This is a genomic window from Stenotrophomonas sp. HMWF003 (assembly GCF_003061285.1).
In the GTDB taxonomy this organism is placed as follows: Bacteria; Pseudomonadota; Gammaproteobacteria; order Xanthomonadales; family Xanthomonadaceae; genus Stenotrophomonas; species Stenotrophomonas maltophilia_AP.
In genome coordinates this window covers 1-18,855 of the sequence record NZ_QAIW01000058.1, presented here as the reverse complement: position 1 = coordinate 18,855, position 18,855 = coordinate 1, and the positions used below count along the sequence as shown (strand labels likewise).

16 protein-coding genes are annotated in these 18,855 nt (G+C 65.6%); 14 read left to right on the top strand and 2 right to left on the bottom strand.

Going from position 1 to position 18,855, the window contains the following annotated elements; genetic code table 11:
• The first annotated feature begins 13 nt into the window (after positions 1-13).
• Positions 14-658 carry a maleylacetoacetate isomerase gene (maiA, locus tag DBR34_RS02135; RefSeq protein ID WP_128095530.1) on the top strand — a complete coding sequence of 215 codons (645 nt, stop codon included), beginning with the start codon at positions 14-16 and terminating at the stop codon, positions 656-658.
• A gap of 43 nt (positions 659-701) precedes the next feature.
• On the opposite strand, the gene DBR34_RS02130 is transcribed toward maiA, so the two are convergent.
• Positions 702-1,835: a PilT/PilU family type 4a pilus ATPase gene (locus tag DBR34_RS02130; RefSeq protein WP_128095526.1), complete on the bottom strand. Its 1,134-nt coding sequence runs from the start codon at positions 1,833-1,835 to the stop codon at positions 702-704.
• Positions 1,836-1,989: 154 nt separating this feature from the next.
• On the opposite strand from DBR34_RS02130, the gene DBR34_RS02125 reads away from it, so the two are divergent.
• From DBR34_RS02125 to DBR34_RS02070, 12 genes are all read left to right on the top strand, one after another.
• Entirely contained in the window at positions 1,990-2,331 is a 342-nt protein-coding gene (locus DBR34_RS02125; RefSeq protein WP_051598900.1) for a DUF4398 domain-containing protein, read from the top strand.
• Positions 2,331-3,242 carry a hypothetical protein gene (locus DBR34_RS02120; protein ID WP_128095525.1) on the top strand — a complete coding sequence of 304 codons (912 nt, stop codon included), beginning with the start codon at positions 2,331-2,333 and terminating at the stop codon, positions 3,240-3,242. Before DBR34_RS02125 ends, DBR34_RS02120 begins: the two co-directional genes overlap by 1 nt.
• Before the next feature lie 437 nt (positions 3,243-3,679).
• Positions 3,680-3,898, top strand: coding sequence for a YdcH family protein (locus DBR34_RS02115; protein ID WP_038690653.1), 219 nt, complete (start codon positions 3,680-3,682; stop codon positions 3,896-3,898).
• A gap of 201 nt (positions 3,899-4,099) precedes the next feature.
• Positions 4,100-5,470, top strand: a complete 1,371-nt coding sequence (locus DBR34_RS02110) for a pyridoxal-phosphate dependent enzyme (RefSeq protein WP_128095524.1) — start codon at positions 4,100-4,102, stop codon at positions 5,468-5,470.
• Between the two features lie 130 nt (positions 5,471-5,600).
• Positions 5,601-6,794, top strand: a complete 1,194-nt coding sequence (locus tag DBR34_RS02105) for a cystathionine gamma-synthase (protein WP_128095523.1) — start codon at positions 5,601-5,603, stop codon at positions 6,792-6,794.
• 5 nt (positions 6,795-6,799) lie between these two features.
• Entirely contained in the window at positions 6,800-7,630 is an 831-nt protein-coding gene (locus DBR34_RS02100) for an ABC transporter permease (protein ID WP_128095529.1), read from the top strand.
• Positions 7,620-8,984, top strand: coding sequence for an ABC transporter ATP-binding protein (locus DBR34_RS02095; protein ID WP_128095522.1), 1,365 nt, complete (start codon positions 7,620-7,622; stop codon positions 8,982-8,984). Before DBR34_RS02100 ends, DBR34_RS02095 begins: the two co-directional genes overlap by 11 nt.
• Positions 8,981-9,607, top strand: coding sequence for a CatB-related O-acetyltransferase (locus DBR34_RS02090; RefSeq protein ID WP_308812505.1), 627 nt, complete (start codon positions 8,981-8,983; stop codon positions 9,605-9,607). Before DBR34_RS02095 ends, DBR34_RS02090 begins: the two co-directional genes overlap by 4 nt.
• Positions 9,604-10,641 carry a class I SAM-dependent methyltransferase gene (locus tag DBR34_RS02085; RefSeq protein ID WP_128095521.1) on the top strand — a complete coding sequence of 346 codons (1,038 nt, stop codon included), beginning with the start codon at positions 9,604-9,606 and terminating at the stop codon, positions 10,639-10,641. The genes DBR34_RS02090 and DBR34_RS02085 overlap by 4 nt, the downstream gene beginning before the upstream one ends.
• Before the next feature lie 154 nt (positions 10,642-10,795).
• On the top strand, positions 10,796-12,109 hold the full coding sequence (locus DBR34_RS02080; RefSeq protein WP_128095520.1) for a glycoside hydrolase family 99-like domain-containing protein: 1,314 nt from the start codon (positions 10,796-10,798) through the stop codon (positions 12,107-12,109).
• Positions 12,106-13,806, top strand: coding sequence for a rhamnan synthesis F family protein (locus DBR34_RS02075; RefSeq protein ID WP_128095519.1), 1,701 nt, complete (start codon positions 12,106-12,108; stop codon positions 13,804-13,806). Before DBR34_RS02080 ends, DBR34_RS02075 begins: the two co-directional genes overlap by 4 nt.
• A gap of 24 nt (positions 13,807-13,830) precedes the next feature.
• Entirely contained in the window at positions 13,831-14,682 is an 852-nt protein-coding gene (locus tag DBR34_RS02070) for a class I SAM-dependent methyltransferase (RefSeq protein WP_258223619.1), read from the top strand.
• A 42-nt stretch (positions 14,683-14,724) separates the two neighbouring features.
• On the opposite strand, the gene DBR34_RS02065 is transcribed toward DBR34_RS02070, so the two are convergent.
• On the bottom strand, positions 14,725-15,918 hold the full coding sequence (locus tag DBR34_RS02065; RefSeq protein ID WP_128095518.1) for an acyltransferase: 1,194 nt from the start codon (positions 15,916-15,918) through the stop codon (positions 14,725-14,727).
• Between the two features lie 387 nt (positions 15,919-16,305).
• On the opposite strand from DBR34_RS02065, the gene DBR34_RS02060 reads away from it, so the two are divergent.
• Entirely contained in the window at positions 16,306-18,645 is a 2,340-nt protein-coding gene (locus DBR34_RS02060; RefSeq protein ID WP_128095517.1) for a hypothetical protein, read from the top strand.
• Positions 18,646-18,855 lie beyond the last annotated feature (210 nt).

Below are 18,855 nucleotides of genomic sequence, written 5' to 3'. Positions count from 1 at the left end.
CGACGAGAGCGCGATCGAGCTGTTCAGCTACTGGCGGTCCAGCGCGGCCTACCGCGTGCGGATCGGGCTGAACCTCAAGCAGCTGGCGCACCGGATCACCCCGGTGCACCTGGTCCGCGATGGCGGCCAGCAGCACAGCGAGGCCTATGCGGCGCTGAACCCGCAGGAGCTGGTGCCCACGCTGCGCCATGACGGGCAGGTGCTGCACCAGTCGATGGCGATCCTGGAGTACCTGGACGAGGTGTTCCCGTTGCCGGCGCTGCTGCCCGACGATGCCCCCGGGCGGGCGCGGGTACGCGCGCTGGCGCAGCTGGTGGCCTGCGACATCCACCCGCTCAACAACCTGCGGGTGATGCAGTTCTTCAGCGACACCTGGAGCGTGCCGCAGCCCGAGCGCGACGACTGGACCCGGCACTGGATGCGGGTCGGGTTCGAAGCGATGGAGCGGCTGCTGGTCGAGTCGGTGGAGACCGGCCGGTTCTGCCATGGCGACAGCCCGACCCTGGCCGACTGCTGCCTGGTGCCGCAGCTGTACAACGCGCGCCGCTTCAACCTGGACCTGGCGGCGTACCCGACGCTGGTACGGATCGACGCGGCCTGCCTGGCACTGCCGGCCTTCGACGCGGCCCGCCCGGAAAACCAGATCGACGCGGGTTGAACCGGCCGCATCGACCGTTGGTCGATGCGGCACCCTCCGTCCGTCAGAACCCGTGGGTGATCGCGGCCGGGGAGCTGTTGGCCGAAAAATCCGCGTACGGATCATGCTCGCCGCTGCCGCCTTCGGAGAGGCGGAACTTCAGCGCCAGCCCATCGCGCGAGTCGGCCGCGCGCAGCGCTTCCTCCTGCTCGATGATGCCGTTCTTGGCCATCCGGAACAGGCACTGGTCGAAGCTTTCCATGCCTTCTTCCAGCGATGCTTCCATGGCCGCCTTGATCTCGTGCACCTGGCCGCGGCGCAGCAGGTCGCGGATCATCGGGGTGTTGATCAACACCTCGGTGGCCGGCAAGCGGCGCCCGTCCTTGCCCTTCACCAGGCGCTGGGACACCACCGCACGCAGGTTCAGCGACAGGTTCATCAGCACGTTGCGGTGCGCGCTTTCCGGGAAGAAGTTGAGGATGCGCTCGATGGTCTGGTCGGCGTTGTTGGAATGCAGCGTGGCCAGGCACAGGTGCCCGGTCTCGGCGAAGGCGATGGCCGCCTCCATCGTTTCGGCATCCAGGATTTCGCCGATCAGGATCACGTCCGGCGCTTCACGCATCGCGTTCTTCAGTGCATTGTGGAAGGCGTGCGTATCCAGCCCCACCTCGCGCTGGTTGACGATGGACATCTTGTGCTTGTGCAGGTACTCGATCGGATCCTCGATGGTGAGGATGTGACCGGTGGTGGTGCTGTTGCGGTGGTCGATCATCGACGCCAGCGAGGTGGACTTGCCCGACCCGGTCGAGCCCACCACCAGCACCAGCCCGCGCGGGGTCATGATGACGTCCTTGAGCACCTGCGGCAGGTTGAGCTCTTCGATGCTGGGGATCTTGCTGCGGATCGCACGGATCACCATGCCGACCTCGCCGCGCTGCTTGAACACGTTGACGCGGAAACGCCCGGCCTCGGCCAGGGCGATGGCCATGTTCAGTTCCAGCTCGCGCTCGAACTCGGGCACCTGGCCCTCGTCCATCAGCGAGTAGGCGATCTTCTTGACCATGCCCGGGGGCAAGCCGGTGTTCCCCAACGGGTACAGCTTGCCCTCGATCTTGATGTAGACCGGGGCGCCGGTGGTCAAGAACATGTCCGACGCGTTCTTTTCGGTCATCAGCTTCAGGAAATAGCCGATATCCATGCGAAATGTTTCCCCAACAATCGGCCGCGTGCCATTGCAAGCACGCCGCAGGCTTCCGACAATGGCCGCGCTCCTACTTCTGGCGACGGCACCCCCAATGAATAGCTTCGCACAAATACGACGTATCCCGTCGGTGGTCATGATTGTTTGCGTGATGGCGTGCACATTCGCGCTGGCAGGCGCCGCCCAGGCCCAGGACGGCGCCCTGGAGCTGATGCAGGCCCGGCAGGCGGTGGACAAGGCCACCCAGGCCGATGCCGACCAGTACGCCCCGGACCTGATCGCCGTGGCCCGCCAAGGCCTGGAACAGGCCCAGCGCGCCGCCGGCGACCGCCGCGAGCGCAAGAACGCCCCGGCCCTGGCCGTTCGCGCCACCGTGGACGCCGACCTGGCCCGCGCCCGCAGCGAAGAAGCCACCGCCACCGCCCAGCTGCAGCTGCGTCGCAATGAAGTGACCCAGCTGCAACGCCAGCTCGCCACCGGGGAGAACCGTTGATGACCGTCGCGCCGAAGAAGTCCCGCACGCTGCGCGCGTCCACCCTGGTGCTGGCCGCCGGCCTGGCCCTGCCGCTGCTGGTCCAGGCCGCCGAAGACCCGGCCGTGGCCCAGCTGACCCAGCGCCTGATGGCCATCCAGGCCAATCCCGACGCCTCGCAGCTGGCCGCCTTCGAACGCCTGCAGGCCCAGCAGGCCGTGGCCGACCTGGCCAAGGCCAAGCGCCGCGATCTGGACCAGGCCCGTTACCTGGCCGAGCGCCGGGTCGAGATTGCCGAAACCAGCGTGCGTGCGGCACTGGCCCAGCGCGAGGTGGACCAGCTGGAACGCACCCGCAGCGAGCTGCTGATCGAAGCCAGCCGCCGCGACGCCCAGCGCGCCCGGCAGGAAACCGAGCGGCTGCGCGTGCAGGCGCAGATCCAGGCCGAGGAAACCGAGCGCCTGCGCCAGGCGGCCGAACAGGAGGCCCTGGCCCGCCAGGACGCCGAGACCGCGCTCACCAGCGTGGCCGGCAAGCAGACCGCCCGGCTGAGCGCGGCGCAGCAGAACGCGCTCAAGCTGGCCCGCGAGGAGGCCGAGCTGGTCTCGGGCAACAAGCTGCCGGGGTCGAAGGTCGACAGCCGCGGCGAAGTCTTCACCTTCAATGGCGATGCCTTCGCGGCCGGCAAGGGCACCCTGTCCGGCGGTGCCAAGGGCCAGGCCAAGGCGTTGGCCGAGTACCTGAACATCGGCAAGAAGGGTCGGGTCCGGATCGAGGCCTACGACGCTGCCGCCGGGGTGGGCGACCAGCGCGCCCAGGCGCTGCGCGACGCCCTGGTGGCCGCCGGCGTCAGCGCCAGCCGGCTGCAGGTGGCGGGCAAGAAGGCCGCAGCGACCAAGGCCCGTTCGGCCGAGGTGATCATCGCGCCCTGAGCCCGGCACCCCAGGATCATCGTCGGGACGGCGGGGGTCCCGGCAGGGGTGGAAACGCTCGGCGAGACGGCGGGTTGGTGGGTAGGTCATGACCGTTGGTCATGACGCAACCTGCTGTTTTTGTTTAATTTTCGTTGAAGTGCGCGTTCAGCCTGAACCCCGGCTGGGGCGCATCGAAAATTTCAGATGAAACGCTTGAAGACCCCTGCGGGCAGGCGTAGGGTCAGTTGTCCGGGCCGCCTTCCGCGACCCGGACGATTGGAGGGCCGGGCCGATGAACCGAGGGCACGAACCACAGCAGTCTGCAGTCCGGGCAGTCCCGGTTGCGCATGCGGGTTCGGTCGCGGTCATCGCCAGGTGCTCCACCCAAAAGCAACGCCCCGTGCCGTCAGGTCGGGGCGTTCTTGTTTCTGCCGTACAGCGATAGGAGGTTCATCATGTTTGAAGGTCAGCCCCAGAGCGAGATCGACGCACGCCGCAAGCGTGATCCGGAATTCAAGGCACTTTACGAACGGCACCAGAAGTTGAACAAAAAGTGCATGGATGCCCAACTCGGTGTACTGCCGATAGACGATCTCACCTTGGGCCAGATGAAGCGTGAGAAGCTGCTGGCCAAGCAGAAGCTGGAACGGATGTACGACTCCCCCATGCATTGATGTAAGGTTTTGACCCAACGCCGCGGGCGGCGTCCGTCTCCTCGTCGACGGGCGCCGTTCGCGTCGCTCCGCTGTCGCAACCGGCATCACGACGCCGCCCACAGCCCGGCAACCGCCTTTGATCGCCGCAACCTGACATTCAGCGTCAACCGTCGGATAATCACCGGTCCGGCCGCATTGCGGCGCGAACGATGTGATCCGATGGCAATCCACTCCTCCGTACTCGACCTCATTGGGCACACCCCGATCGTCAAGGCCCAGCGCCTGGACACCGGTGTCTGCGAGCTCTACCTGAAGCTGGAGAGCGCCAATCCCGGAGGATCGATCAAGGACCGCATCGGCCTGTCGATGATCGAGGCCGCTGAAAAGCGCGGCGAGCTCGCTCCGGGCGCCACCCTGGTCGAGGGCACCGCCGGCAACACCGGCCTGGGCCTGGCCCTGGTAGCCCAGCAGAAGGGCTACAAGCTGATCCTGGTCGTGCCCGACAAGATGAGCCGCGAGAAGATCTTCAACCTGAAGGCGATGGGCGCCGAAGTGCGCCTGACGCGCTCGGACGTGGCCAAGGGCCACCCGGAGTACTACCAGGACATGGCCAAGCGCGTGGCCGAGGAAACCCCCGGCGCGTACTTCATCAACCAGTTCGGCAACCCGGACAACCCGGCCGCCCATGAGTTCGGCACCGGCCCGGAGATCCTGGAACAGATGGACGGCGACCTGGACGCGATCGTGTTCGGCTGCGGCAGCTCGGGCACCATGACCGGCCTGTCCCGCGCCTTCGCCAGCGCCTCGCCGAAGACCGAGCTGGTGCTGGCCGATCCGGTCGGCTCGATCCTGGCCGAGTACATCAACGATGGCGTGCTCAACGACAAGTCGGGCAGCTGGCTGGTGGAAGGCATCGGCGAAGACTTCCTGCCCTCCATCGCCGATTTCAGCCGGGTCACCAAGGCCTACGCCATCACCGACGCGGAAAGCTTCCACACCGCGCGCGAGCTGCTGGGCAAGGAAGGCATCCTCGGCGGCTCCTCCACCGGCACCCTGCTGGCGGCGGCGCTGAAGTACTGCAAGGAGCAGACTACCCCGAAGAAGGTGCTGGTGCTGGTCTGCGACACCGGCAACAAGTACCTGTCCAAGATGTACAACGACTACTGGATGCTGGACAACGGCTTCCTGGAGCGCCCGCAGAGCGGCGACCTGCGCGACCTGATCCTGCGCCCGTACGGCCAGCGCGACACTGTCGTGATCGGCCCGAACGACCTGCTCACCACCGCCTACCAGCGCATGAAGCTGTATGACGTGTCGCAGCTGCCGGTGATGGACGGCGACCAGCTGGTCGGCATCGTCGATGAAAGCGACGTGCTGCTGCACGTGTACGGCGATGAAGCCCGCTTCCGCGACCCGGTGGCCACGGCCATGGTCAGCAAGCTGGACCGGCTGGATGTGAAGTCCCCGATCGAGGCGCTGCTGCCGGTGTTCGACCGAGGCCAGGTGGCCATCGTCATGGACGGCGGCACCTTCCTGGGCCTGATCACCCGCATCGACCTGCTGAATTACCTGCGCCGCCGCGTTCAGTAAGCGCCTGGCGTCGGCCGCAGCTGCTCTGAATCTGCGTTTATCCGCGTCAACGGCCGATTAAGCCGCCGCTGATAGACTTCCGCTCCTTTTGCGGGAGCCCCCACCGGGGCTCTCCTTGCTGGGAAACAACATGTCCGACCACGCTTCCTCCGGGCACGGCAACCGTGCGCTTGCCCTGGCTACCCTGGCCATCCACGGCGGACAGTCGCCGGATCCAAGCACCGGCGCGGTGATGCCGCCGATCTACGCGACCTCCACCTACGCCCAGTCCAGCCCCGGTGAACACCAGGGCTTCGAGTACTCGCGCACCCACAATCCCACCCGCTTCGCCTACGAGCGCTGCGTGGCGTCCCTGGAAGGCGGCAGCCGCGGCTTCGCGTTCGCCTCGGGCATGGCCGCCAGCTCCACCGTGATGGAGCTGCTGGACGCCGGCAGCCACGTGGTGGCGATGGATGACATCTACGGCGGCACCTTCCGCCTGTTCGAGCGCGTGCGTAAGCGCACCGCCAACCTGCAGTTCAGCTTCGTCGACCTGACCGACCTGGCCGCGTTCGAGGCCTCGATCACCGCGCAGACGAAGATGGTCTGGATCGAAACCCCGACCAACCCGATGCTGAAGATCGTGGACATCGCCGCGGTGAGTGCCATCGCCAAGCGCCACGGCCTGATCGTGGTGGTGGACAACACCTTCGCCTCGCCGATGCTGCAGCGCCCGCTGGAACTGGGCGCGGACCTGGTCCTGCACTCGGCCACCAAGTACCTCAACGGGCACTCGGACATGGTCGGCGGCATGGTGGTGGTGGGCGACAACGCCGAGCTGGCCGAGCAGATGGCCTTCCTGCAGAACTCCATCGGGGGCGTGCAGGGCCCGTTCGACAGCTTCCTGGCCCTGCGCGGCCTGAAGACCCTGCCGCTGCGCATGAAGGCCCATTGCGCCAACGCGCTGGCCCTGGCCCAGTGGCTGGAAACGCACCCGGCGGTGGAAAAAGTGATCTACCCGGGTCTGACCAGCCACCCGCAGCATGAGCTGGCCACGCGCCAGATGAACGGCTACGGCGGCATCGTCTCGATCGTCCTCAAGGGCGGTTTCGAGGCAGCCAAGCGCTTCTGCGAGAAGACCGAGCTGTTCACCCTGGCCGAGTCGCTCGGCGGCGTGGAAAGCCTGGTCAACCACCCGGCGGTGATGACCCATGCCTCGATCCCGGTGGAACGCCGCGCCCAGCTGGGCATCAGCGATGCGCTGGTGCGGCTGAGCGTGGGCGTGGAAGAGCTGGGGGATCTGCAGGTGGATCTGGAAGGTGCGTTGGCGGCTGCCAGCCGATGAACGCGATGACCTCCTCGTCGGCCTCGGTGTCGGCCTCGCCGCTGGCGATGGCGCGCAGCTTCTTCAGCAACCGCGTGCTGATCTACCAGTTGGCCAAGCGCGAAGTCATCAGCCGCTACCGCGGCTCGCTGATGGGCCTGGCCTGGTCGTTCTTCAACCCGCTGCTGATGCTGGCCGTGTACACCTTCGTGTTCTCGGTGGTGTTCAACGCGCGCTGGGGGCTGGAAAACGCGCACAAGGGCGACTTCGCCATCATCCTGTTCGTGGGCATCCTGGTGCACGGCATCTTCGCCGAGTGCGTCAACCGTGCCCCGACCCTGATCATCGGCAACGCCAGCTACGTCAAACGCGTGGTGTTTCCGCTGGAAACGCTGCCGTGGGTGGCGATGGGCGCCGCGCTGTTCCATGCCATGGTGTCGCTGGTGGTGCTGCTGCTGGCGCAGTTGTTGATGCGCGGTGTGCTGCCGCTGTCGGTGCTGTATTTCCCACTGGTGCTGCTGCCGCTGATGCTGTTCACCATGGGCCTGGCCTGGATGCTGTCGGCGCTGGGTGTGTTCGTGCGTGATATCGGCCAGATGACCGGCATCCTCACCACCATCCTGCTGTTCCTGGCGCCGGTCTTCTACCCGGTCACTGCGCTGCCCGAAGGCATCCGCAAGTGGATCTATCTCAATCCGCTCACCTTCATCATCGAACAGGCACGCGAAGTGCTGATCTGGGGCAAGGCGCCGGACTTCATCGGGCTGGGCAAGTACACCTTGTTCGCGTTGGTGGTCGCTTGGCTGGGCTATGTGTGCTTCCAGAAGATGCGCCGAGGATTTGCCGATGTCATCTAAGCAAGCTGAGCAGGATCCGGCCGACCTGGCCATCCGCGTTTCCGATGTCACCAAGTGCTTCCAGGTCTACGCGCAGCCGCAGGACCGCCTCAAGCAGGCGATCCTGCCGCGCCTGTCGCGTTTCCTGGGCCGCGGCGGGGCCAATTACTACCGTGAATTCTGGGCGCTGAAGGGCATCAACTTCGAGGTGCGCCGCGGCGATACCGTGGGCATCATCGGGCGCAACGGCTCGGGCAAGTCGACCCTGCTGCAGATCATCTGCGGCACCCTGCAGGCCACCACCGGCGAAGTTGCCGTGCGCGGTCGCGTGGCGGCGCTGCTGGAACTGGGCGCGGGCTTCAACCCCGAGTTCACCGGGCGCGAAAACGTGTACATGAGCGCCTCGATCCTAGGCCTCACCCGCGAGCAGATCGACGCCAAGTACGACGACATCGTCGCCTTCGCCGACATCGGCGATTTCCTCGAGCAGCCGGTCAAGACCTATTCCAGCGGCATGTACGTGCGCCTGGCGTTCGCGGTGATCGCGCACGTGGATGCCGACATCCTGGTGATCGACGAAGCCCTGGCGGTGGGCGATGCAATCTTCGTGCAGAAGTGCATGCGCTTCCTGCGCAAGTTCCGCGAGAACGGCACGCTGTTGTTCGTCAGCCATGACACCTCTTCGGTACTGAACTTCTGCCAGAGCGCGGTGTGGCTGGATCGCGGTGAAATGCGCATGCACGGCACCGCCCAGGACACCTGCAACGCCTACATCGAGTACTGCTCGCAGGAAGTCTACGGCGACACCGTCAAGCTGCAGTCGCGCCAGGCCGGCAAGGCCGAGCCGAAGACGCCGGGCCTGGCCCGGGTCGAGAAGGACCTCAAGGTCGAGCTGTTCGACAACGTGGCCAACTCCGGTGGCTGGCAATCCGGCGTGGCCAGCATCGATTCGGTAACCCTGTTCAACGACCAGGGCGAGCCGTTCACCTCCTTCGCCGGTGGCGAAGACGTGGTGCTGAAGGTCCGCGCAACCGCCCACCAGCCGCTGCAGAGCCCGCTGATCGGATTCTTCGTCAAGGACCGGCTGGGCCAGTCGCTGTTCGGCGAGCACACCTACACCTACGTGCAGCCGCCAATGGAAGTGGAGGCCGACACCGGCCTGGAAGCCTCGTTCCGCTTCACCCTGCCGCTGCTGCCCAATGGCGAGTACTCCATGACGGTGTCCATCGCCGATGGCGATCCCTATGCCAACACCCAGCACGCCTGGCTGCACGATGCGGTGCTGATCCGGGTGGCGTCGCCGCGCCTGCGCTATGGCCTGGTCGGCATTCCGTTCGACGAAGTGACCATGAAGCGCACCGGGGCCGGCGCGTGAGCGGCGCCCTGCCGCCGCCGCTGGTGACCGAGCAGCACGGGGTCATTCCGCCGCTGGTGCCGACCGACCCGCGCATCACGGTGGGCCGTTACACCTATGGCACGCCGCAGTTCAAAGTGTGGAGCGAAGGCGAGCGCATCGAGATCGGTGCGTTCTGCTCGATCGCTGACGATGTGATCATCTTCGGCGGTGGCGAGCACCGGCTGGACTGGGTGACCACCTATCCGCTGCGCATCGCACTCAATTCGCCGGGTGCGGGCCAGGACGGCCATCCCCACACCAAGGGCCGTACGGTCATCGGCAACGATGTCTGGATCGGCCACGGCGCGATGGTGGTATCCGGGGTGACCGTGGGCGACGGCGCCTGCATCGGTGCCGGGGCGGTGGTCAGCAAGGACGTGCCGCCCTACGCGATCGTGGCCGGCAATCCGGCGCGCGTGGTGCGCACCCGCTTCGACCCGGAGGCCATCGCGCAGTTGCTGCAGATCCGCTGGTGGACCTGGCCGATCGACAGGATCCGTGCCTTCGAGTCGCTGCTGTGCGGCGGCGACATCCATGCGTTCATTGCGGCCGCGCGTGCCGATGATTCCCTTTCTCCCTTTGCGAACACGACCGTCCCATGATCGATTTCCCGTTGTCCTCCAGCATGTTGATCGCGCCGCGATCGGTGTCCTTCAGCGCATGGCTGGGGCACATTCCGTTCGCGTCGTGGCTGGTCGGGGAGCTTCGGCCGCGGTCGATCGTGGAGCTGGGCACCCATCGCGGTGCGTCCTTCCTGGCCTTCTGCCAGGCCGTCGAGGAGCAGAAGCTGACCTCGCGCGTGTTCGCGGTCGATACCTGGCAGGGTGACGAACATGCCGGGTTCTACGGCGACGACATCTTCAACGAACTGCGCGACTACCAGCAGCGCAACTATGCCGGCATCTCCGAGATGCTGCGGATGCGCTTCAACGAGGCGCTGGAGTACTTCGCCGACGGCTCCATCGACCTGCTGCACATCGATGGCCTGCACACCTACGAAGCAGTGCGCGAGGATTTCGAAACCTGGCTGCCGAAGCTGTCCGACCGGGCGGTGGTGCTGTTCCACGACACCTGCGTGCGTGAGCGCGGTTTCGGCGTGTGGCAGTACTGGAGCGAAATCAGCCAGCAGTATCCCGGCTTCGAATTCACCCACACCCACGGCCTCGGCGTGCTGCTGGTAGGCAAGCAGCGCCACCCTGCGCTGCAGAAGCTGGCCGATGCCGCCGCTGACGGGCAGTTCGCGATGATCAACCGCGTGTTCGACGTGCTTGGCCGCAACGTCAAGAACAGCGAGGAAATCGAGCGCGTCTACACCGGGCTGAACGAGGCGCGCGGCCAGGTGGTGCATTTCACGCTGGTCGCCCAGCAGCACGAGGAGCGGGCCCAGCAGCTCCAGCAGCAGGTGCACCAGCTGCAGCAGGAGGTGCAGCAGCTGCAGCAGACCGTGCAGCGGCAGCAGCAGGCGGCCGAGCAGGGCGCGCACGACGCGCAGCTGTCGGTGGACAGCTCGCGCGCGGTCAACGAGGAGCGGGCCGCCGCGCTGCGCGAGGCCATGGCCGAGGTGCTGCCGCGGCTGGAAGTCAGCGACCGCAAGCTCGACCAGCTGCTGCAGCCGCGCCGCTGGTGGCGCCGCTGACGGCGTCATGTGAAGACCGCCGGACCCGGCCCGCCCGGGCGCAGCGGCCTTCGATACAGTACGATCGGCCAGCGCCGGTCGTAGGAAAAACCATTCAGGCTCCACGCCTCGCGGGCGCCCAGGTACTGGGACGCTCGGATTTCTAGGGATGACAATGTCGACTGTAAAGCCAATTGCCTTTTACCTGCCGCAGTACCATCCGGTGGCCGAGAACTCCGAATGGTGGGGTCCGGGCTTCACCGAGTGGACCAACGTGGCCAAGGGGCGACCGAACTACGTTGGCCATTACCAGCCGCATGTCCCGCGTGAGCTGGGCTTCTATGACCTGCGCCTGGTCGACAACATGCGGGCGCAGGCCGAGCTGGCCGCGCTGTATGGCATCCACGGTTTCTGCTTCTACTATTACTGGTTCGACGGGCGCCGCATTCTTGAGCTGCCGATCGACAACTACCTCAAGAGCGATATCGAGTTCCCGTTCTGCGTCTGCTGGGCCAACGAGAACTGGACCCGCACCTGGGACGGCCTGGAAAAGGACGTCCTGCTCGAGCAGAAGCATGGCGAAGATGAAGACCGCCGGTTCATGGAAGACATCCTGCCGCTGCTCAGCGACCGTCGCGCCATCAAGGTCGACGGCAAGCCGATGCTGCTGGTCTACCGCGCCGACCTGTTCCCCGATTCCAAGCAGACCGTCGAGCGCTGGCGTGATGTCGCCCGGCAGCACGGCATCGGCGAGATCCACCTGGTGGCCGTGCAGTTCTACGGCATCGTGGACCCGCGCGAGTGGGGCTTCGATGCGGCCACCGAATTCCCGCCGCACACCTTCATCGGCTCGGAAAACCGGGTCACCCACCACGTGGACATGCTCAACCCGGAATTCCGCGGCGGCATGATCGATTACCGCAAGGTGGTGGCGCAGTCGATCAGCCGCGAGAAGCCGGAATTCCGCTGGTACCGCGGCATCGTGCCCTCGTGGGACAACACGGCGCGGCGCCAGCACACCTCGCACATGCTGCTGGATTCGTCGCCGTCGATCTACCAGTACTGGCTGCGCCGGCTGGTGGAATACACCCGCGTCAACAACGCGCCGGAAGACCAGCTGATCTTCATCAACGCCTGGAACGAGTGGGGCGAAGGCTGCCACCTGGAGCCGGACCTGAAGCACGGCCTGGCCTACCTGGAAGCGACGCACGCGGCCGTGACCGGCTCACGCCCGGACCTGGACGATGTGCTCAACGACGGCAAGCTGCTGCGCGCGCTCGGCGGTGAACGCGCCACCGCGCTGCTGGATGACCGCGACCGACTGGTCAACGAAGTGGTGCTGCTGTCGGCCGAACTGCGCCGCGCCAAGCCGATCGGCCTGCTGACCCTGACCCCGTCCGGTTTCCGCTCCCTGATCGGACGCGTGCTGCGCCCGTTCCCGCGCCTGCGTGCTTTCGCCGTGCGCGTCCACCAGGCATGGAATCGATGAAGGCCGCGCGACGGGTTGCGGTCGTCGCGCACTTCGACGCCGAGGGGCTGCTGACCGATTTCACCCGGCAGCTGCTCGACGAACTGCTGCTGCACGCCGAGCGCATCGTACTGGTGTCCACCCGGCTGGCGCCCGAACAGGCGGCCGGCCTGGATGCGCGGATCACGGTGATCGTGCGCGAGAACGTCGGCTACGATTTCTATTCGTTCCGCACCGGCATCTTCGCCATCGAGGCGCTGTACGCCTACGACGAGCTGATCATCGCCAACGACAGCGTGGTGACCATCGACAAGGGCGGCCTGGGCAAGGCGTTCGCGAAGATGCAGGACGTGGCGTGCGACGTATGGGGCATGACCGAGTCCTACCAGGTCAGCCGCCACCTGCAGTCGTATTTCATGGTGTACCGGAAGAGCGCCTTCTTCACCCAGTACTTCGACCGCTTCTGGCGCGACGTCCGGGTGCTGGAAGACAAGTGGGAGATCATCCTGTCCTACGAGGTCGGACAGACCCAGTGGCTGCTCAACCACGGCGCGAAGATCGCCGTCGCCTACCAGCCTGACGCCGCCGCCCTGCGCACCGTGGCCACCCGCTTGAAGCAGAAGCGCCTGCGTGACGGTGCCGGTGCACTGACGGCCACGCCCGGCAGCAAGGACGTGCAGCAGGCCAATCCGGTGCACTACCTGTGGGACGAGTTGTACCGCCGGTTTGGCTTCATCAAGAGCGAAGTGCTGCGCGATGATCCCAACGGCGTGCTGGATGTCGAGCTGTCGCGCGTGGTCACCGATGCCGCCACCCGGGCGCGCGTCGAGGCCGAGATCGCGCGGATGCGGCAGACCCGCAAGAACACCATGCCGCTGATCGCCGGTACGCGCACCGGCCCATCCCAGCAGGAACTGGAGCGCTATGGCGTGGCCGCGATCGACCCGGGCCAGCTGCACGGCCGGCATGCGATCGTGCTGCACCTGTTCCACGTCGACCTGATCGATTCGATCTACGCCTACATGCGCAACCTGATCACCGACCACGACGTGTTCGTATCGGTGAAGTCGGTGGACGATCGGCGCGTCGCGGTGAAGTACTTCCAGGACCAGAAGGTACGTGCGTTCGTGTACCTGCATCCCAACATCGGCCGTGACGTCGGGCCGTTCGTGAGCCTGCTCAACACCGGCCTGCTGGATCGCTACGACGCCGTCTGCAAGCTGCATTCGAAGAAGAGCGTGTACCACGACGGCGGTGGCCAGTGGCGCGACGAACTGATGAAGGCGCTGCTGGGCTCGTCGCTGGACGTGCTGAAGATCCTGCGTGCGTTCGATGACCAGCCCATGCTGGGCATCGTGGGGCCGGCAACGTCGTACCTGAGCAACGCGCGCTTCTGGGGCGGCAACGAGGAACGGCTGCGCGTGCTGGCGGCCGAGACAGGCATCGAGGATGCGCGCGTCCGCCTGGGGTTCTTTGCCGGCACCATGTTCTGGTTCCGGCCGGCGGCGCTGCAGGCACTGCACGCGCGCAACATCAGCTTGAACGAATTCGATCCGGAAGCCGGCCAGCGCGATGCTACGCTGGCGCACGTGATCGAGCGGCTGTTCGTGCTGTGGGTGGAGCAGGCCGGTTACTTTGCCGGCACCACGCGTGCGCCGGCGGTGGCGCTGCGCCACGACGACTACGATAACCAGGGTATTTCCGTCTTGCCTTCCTGATGGTTTGATCAATGGAGCTAGGAAATGGATGATCAGCAGTGGTATCAACGCATTCTCCGATCCATCGATGACCCCTCCCTTGGGTTGCCCGGGTTTCCCTCCGTTTACCAGCAGGAAGTCTTCGTCGGAAAATCCAACGAAGTAGCCCTGGCCGAGGCCTTCACGTTCTACAAGATCGTGAAGGCCGGCAGCTATCCGCTCCGGCGCAGCGCGCGCGTGCTCGATTTCGGCGTGGGCTGGGGGCGCATCATCCGCTTCTTCCTCAATGACGTGGATCCGGCCAATCTGCACGGCGTCGACGTGGACGACGCCATTCTCGAGGTGGCCCGCGCCACCGGGGTGCCCGGCAACCTGGCCCAGATCGGCCCCAACGCGCCGCTGAAGTACGCCGATGGCTACTTCGACGTGGTTTACGCGTTCTCGGTGTTCTCGCACCTGTCCGAAGCCTCCGCCACGTTCTGGCTGGCCGAATTGATGCGCGTGCTCAAGCCGGGTGGCACGCTGGTGATGACCACTACCACCGACCATTTCCTCGAACTGTGCCAGGCATGCTCCTACAAGGAGAGCGGCCGCAACCAGTACGAAGAGGACTACGCGCGCATGTTTGCCGACCCCGCCGACGCACGCCGCCGCTATGCGGCCGGCGAGCATGTGTATGCGGCCGTGGCCGGCAATGCGGATGTGCTGGAAGCGTCAAACTATGGATGGGCCGCAATGCCGCCGGCCTTCGTGGAACGGCAGATCGGCGGGCTGGCCCAGTCGGTCGCCTTCGTGGATGATCCATCGTTGCTGCCGCAAGGCTTCTTCACCGTGCGCAAGAACGCCTCGTTCGCGCAGCGCGTGGGGCGGAAGCTGCGTTCGTTGGCCTCTGCCTGAGCCGTCCAGGATGCGCTTCCCGCGGCCAGGAGGCGCAGTGTGTCAGCCCGGGTGCTGCGGGGCCTGCGTCGCGCTGGCGCTGCCAGACCAGCGGGCGTAGAGCACCTTGCCCAACCGGATGAACGGCACCTCGATCAGACGATAGGTGACATAAGCGATCGCGATGGAGACCAACATCGTGCCGGCCGCGGCGATCAGGTACGTCGTGGTCGTGGACCAGGTGTCGTGCAGGGCAAGACGGGCGTACCAGGGGCGCAGTGTGTTGATCACCGGGCCATGTGCCAGATACAGCGAATAGCTGATGGTCCCCAGGAAGCGCGTCAGGCCGTTGACCAGCAGCCGGATGGGATTCAGCGCCAGGCCTACGACCAGCGCCGCGTACCAGATGGCGGGCCACATGTAGGGGTGACCGCCAAAGATCCCATCGCCGACCCACCCGTTGCTGTGTGCGACAAAGACGCAGGCTGCCACCAGGATGAGCAGCCAGCCCACGGACCTGTCCTGGGCAGTCGGTTCATTGGCCAGGCGGTCGGCGAGCAGGAAGTAGCAGACCGCGCCCAGCGCGAACACCGGCAGATCCTTGATGAACAGCCACTGGTGGATGCTGCCGGCGGTCTCGGGATCCAGCGGCAACAAGGGCAGCACGAAGCTCATCGCAAAATAGGCCAGCAGTGTCATCAGCACCAGTGACGCGGATTGGACAAGGTTGTGCGTGCGGAAGTAGATGAGCGGAAAGATCGCGTAGAACAGCATTTCCACGCCGATCGTCCAACTCGCCATCACAATGCCACCCTGGTTGCCGGGCACGAGGTTGAAGACGAAGAAGATGCTTTGGAACACGGCGGCCGTGGTCACGGGCAGATGATAGACATAGACCATCAGCACGCAGGTAATCGCCAGCCAGGCATAGAACAGCGGTGCGATGCGGAAGAAGCGATGGGTGAAGAACGACACGATCGGCCGTGCTTCCCTGAGCCGCGCAGGCATCGTGAAGAACAGCGAAAAGCAGCTGACAACGAAGAACAGCATGACGCCCGAACTGCCTTGCGCCACCAGTCCGGAGAGCCACACAGGTGCCGGTACGCCGCCAACATAGACAAGATGGAAGAACACCACGTACGCGGCGGCAATGCCCCGCAGTGCATCCAGAAAGTGGAGGCGACCACCACTGCGCGCGAGCCTGGCCGTCGGAGGCAGCGTAACCGGAGACTGCGTGTCGGAAGTATGGGGCTGCATGGCGGTTCCTCCAGGGGCTGGGGGGCAGTGTGGCCTAGTGTCAGCGGTATGCGCGTCTTGGCAATGGTGCGGGTCGGGACCGCGTCGCTGGTGAGGTGGTGCAGCGACGCATCAAGAGGGTACGTGCCGTCTCCGTCCGGGACGGTGGCGTGCCCCCGTCCGGTCAGTGGACTACAATTCGGGCGGACACGGGTGGCCGCCCTGACCGGTCCTGCCTTCAGCGACTAGTCGGACGTTCCGCCGCTGCTGGACCGGCAGCGTGTTGGAGGGGATTCTTCCATCGGCGATTGTCTACGGCAGGTAGGGCGTGTCAATGCCCCATGCAGTGGCACTGGCCTCCCACGGATCACGATGGTGCAGCCACTTATGCGAGACAGCAGGGGAATCATGGACAACGGTAATTCAGAGAGTGGCATCGCTGCCACCACGAACTGGGGCTGGGTAGCCACGGCCATCGCCGGCGTCCTTGCCGTTCTGATGATCACCCCCTTCGCACCGGCCATGCCCTTCCCCGGCCTGGACGGATCGTGGAGCTATGCGATGAATGTCGCGGTGGCCGAGCACCTGCGGTTCGGTTCGGACATTGTCTTCACGTTTGGTCCGCTGGCGTCCATCTACACGCGTGTGTATCACCCGGCTACCGATGCCCTCATGGTGGGCGGGTCGCTGCTGATCGCGGTGGCCCTGGTCGCGGGCCTGTTCACGATCGTGGCGCCGCGGCGTCGCGTCCTGTTACTGCTGCTGCCGGTGGTCATCAGCCTGGGCTGGGGACGCGACGCGGTCTTCCTGTTCCTGCCGCTGCTGCTGCCTTACGTGGTCATGCGTGGTGTGGAACGTGGCAGGCCACATACCGTCGTGTTGTGCATCATTGCGGCGGCCATCGCGATCCTGCCGTTGGTGAAGGGCAACTTCAGCGTATTGATGGCCTTGGCGACCTTGATTTCGGTGGTGCTGTGCTGGCGTTCGTCCCCCAGAACGGCGGTGATGATCATCGTCGTGGAATTGTTGGCCATGCTGGCGGCATGGCTGTTGTCGGGGCAGATGCTGATGGACCTGCCGCGCTACTTCATCGCCCAGGCGCCCATCGTGTCCGGATACACCGATGGCATGTCGGTCACCGGGCGCACGCGTGACCTGGTGGTGTTCATGGGTGCAGGTGGGGTGCTGCTGGGTATCGGCGCACTCGCCGGATTGCGAAAATACTGGTTCGTCCCCATTCTGGTCGCGGCGTACCTGTTCATCAGTTTCAAGTCTGGCTTCGTCCGACACGACGAGCATGCCTTCGTGGCCGCGGTCGCATTGACCTACGTCGGGCTCCTGCTTTGCCTCACCCTTGATCGGGCCAAGGGTGCAATTGCATTCGTCGTGAGCCTGGTCGGATGGGTGCTGATCAGTACGACGTACATGCCGGTCACCTGGGATTCTTCGACCGCCCGATTCGCGCAGATGGCGCGGACACCGGCACACGGCCTGTGGCTGCGGTTGTCGCAACCGGAGATGTTGCCGGGACAGTTCAAGGCCACCACGGCCAGCTTCGGTGCGCGCCCGCCCTTTGCCGGCTATACCGGCCAGGCCGATGTCTATCCCGTGGACCTGGGCGCGTTGATCGGCGCCGGTTCGATCTGGAAGCCGCGTCCCATCCTGCAGAGCTACTCGGCATACACGCCGGCCCTGCTGGAAGCCAACGCGGCCCACCTGGCAGGCGACCCGCCGCCGCGCGTGTACTTCAATGCCGATCCTATCGATCATCGCTACCCCGCGCTGGAAGACGGTGCCAGCTGGCCGGCACTGCTCGGCAGCTACACGCCGACAGCAATCGACGGCGGGTACGCCGTGCTTCAGCACAACGTGCCGCGGACGCCGGCGTTGCGACCGGAGACACCCGTGCAGGTCGATGGCGTACTGGGTGAAGAGGTTGCCGTGGTCGGGTGGGAACGGCCGGTGTGGGTGACGATGGATATCCGTCCAACCCTGGCCGGAAAGCTGTTCTCGACCGTGTTCAAGGCACCCAAGCTGTCGTTGAAGGTGCGCTATGAAAATGGGGAGACCGCCAATTACCGGTTGATCGCCGGCATGACCCGGACCGGCTTCCTGCTTTCGCCAACGGTTGCCGACGCCAAGGACTTCGTCGCCTTGGGTTCGTCCTATCGCGACGATCTGCTGGGCAACAAACGCGTGGTTGCATTTGAAGTGGTGGGCGACAGCGGGACGCGATACCTGTGGAACCTCGACTACCGCGTCACCTTCGCCGGCCTGGACATTCCGACGTCGAGCAGCGCGGACACGGCGCTCACGGGCGTACGCAGCCTGGGCGTCGCGGCGGCAACGTATCCAACCGGTGGTGAATGCAACATCGATGAGGCCGATCATCGGGCGGTCACCGCGTCGTCCCTTGAACTGCCTGACAGCCTGGTCCTCATCCGCGGATGGGCAGCGCTGGATGCGGCCAACGGCGTGCCGAACAAGGGCGCGGTGCTGCTGGTGACCGGGCGCGACGGGGCAACGCAGACGCTACCCACGCGCCGCGTGATGCGGCGCGACGTGGCGGATCATTTCAAGCGCCCCGAACTGGAGTACGCAGGCTACGAAGCCTACGTTGACATGCGGACGCTGCCGGCGGATGCGCAGGTCCAGGTGGTCCAGGACGCCGGTGAGCGAAAACTGCTGTGCACCCCGGCGATGCTCACGTTCCATCGGGCCGCGCCTGCGCCTGCGCCTGCCAGGTAGGTTGGCGGCACGCACCTGCGCGCCCCGATGTTGCCAAGCATTTCAAACAGGCGGCCCTGACGTACGTCGGTTACGCAGTGCATTTTGCGAAGAGGCGACCCTCACGCTGCGCCAGACGGATGTCGAGCGTTTGCCGACAGCGACCCGCCAGGTCACGTGGTCGCCGCGCTGCTCCGTGCGCGGCAGTCCCTCAAGGGGTGGGGGCAGGGG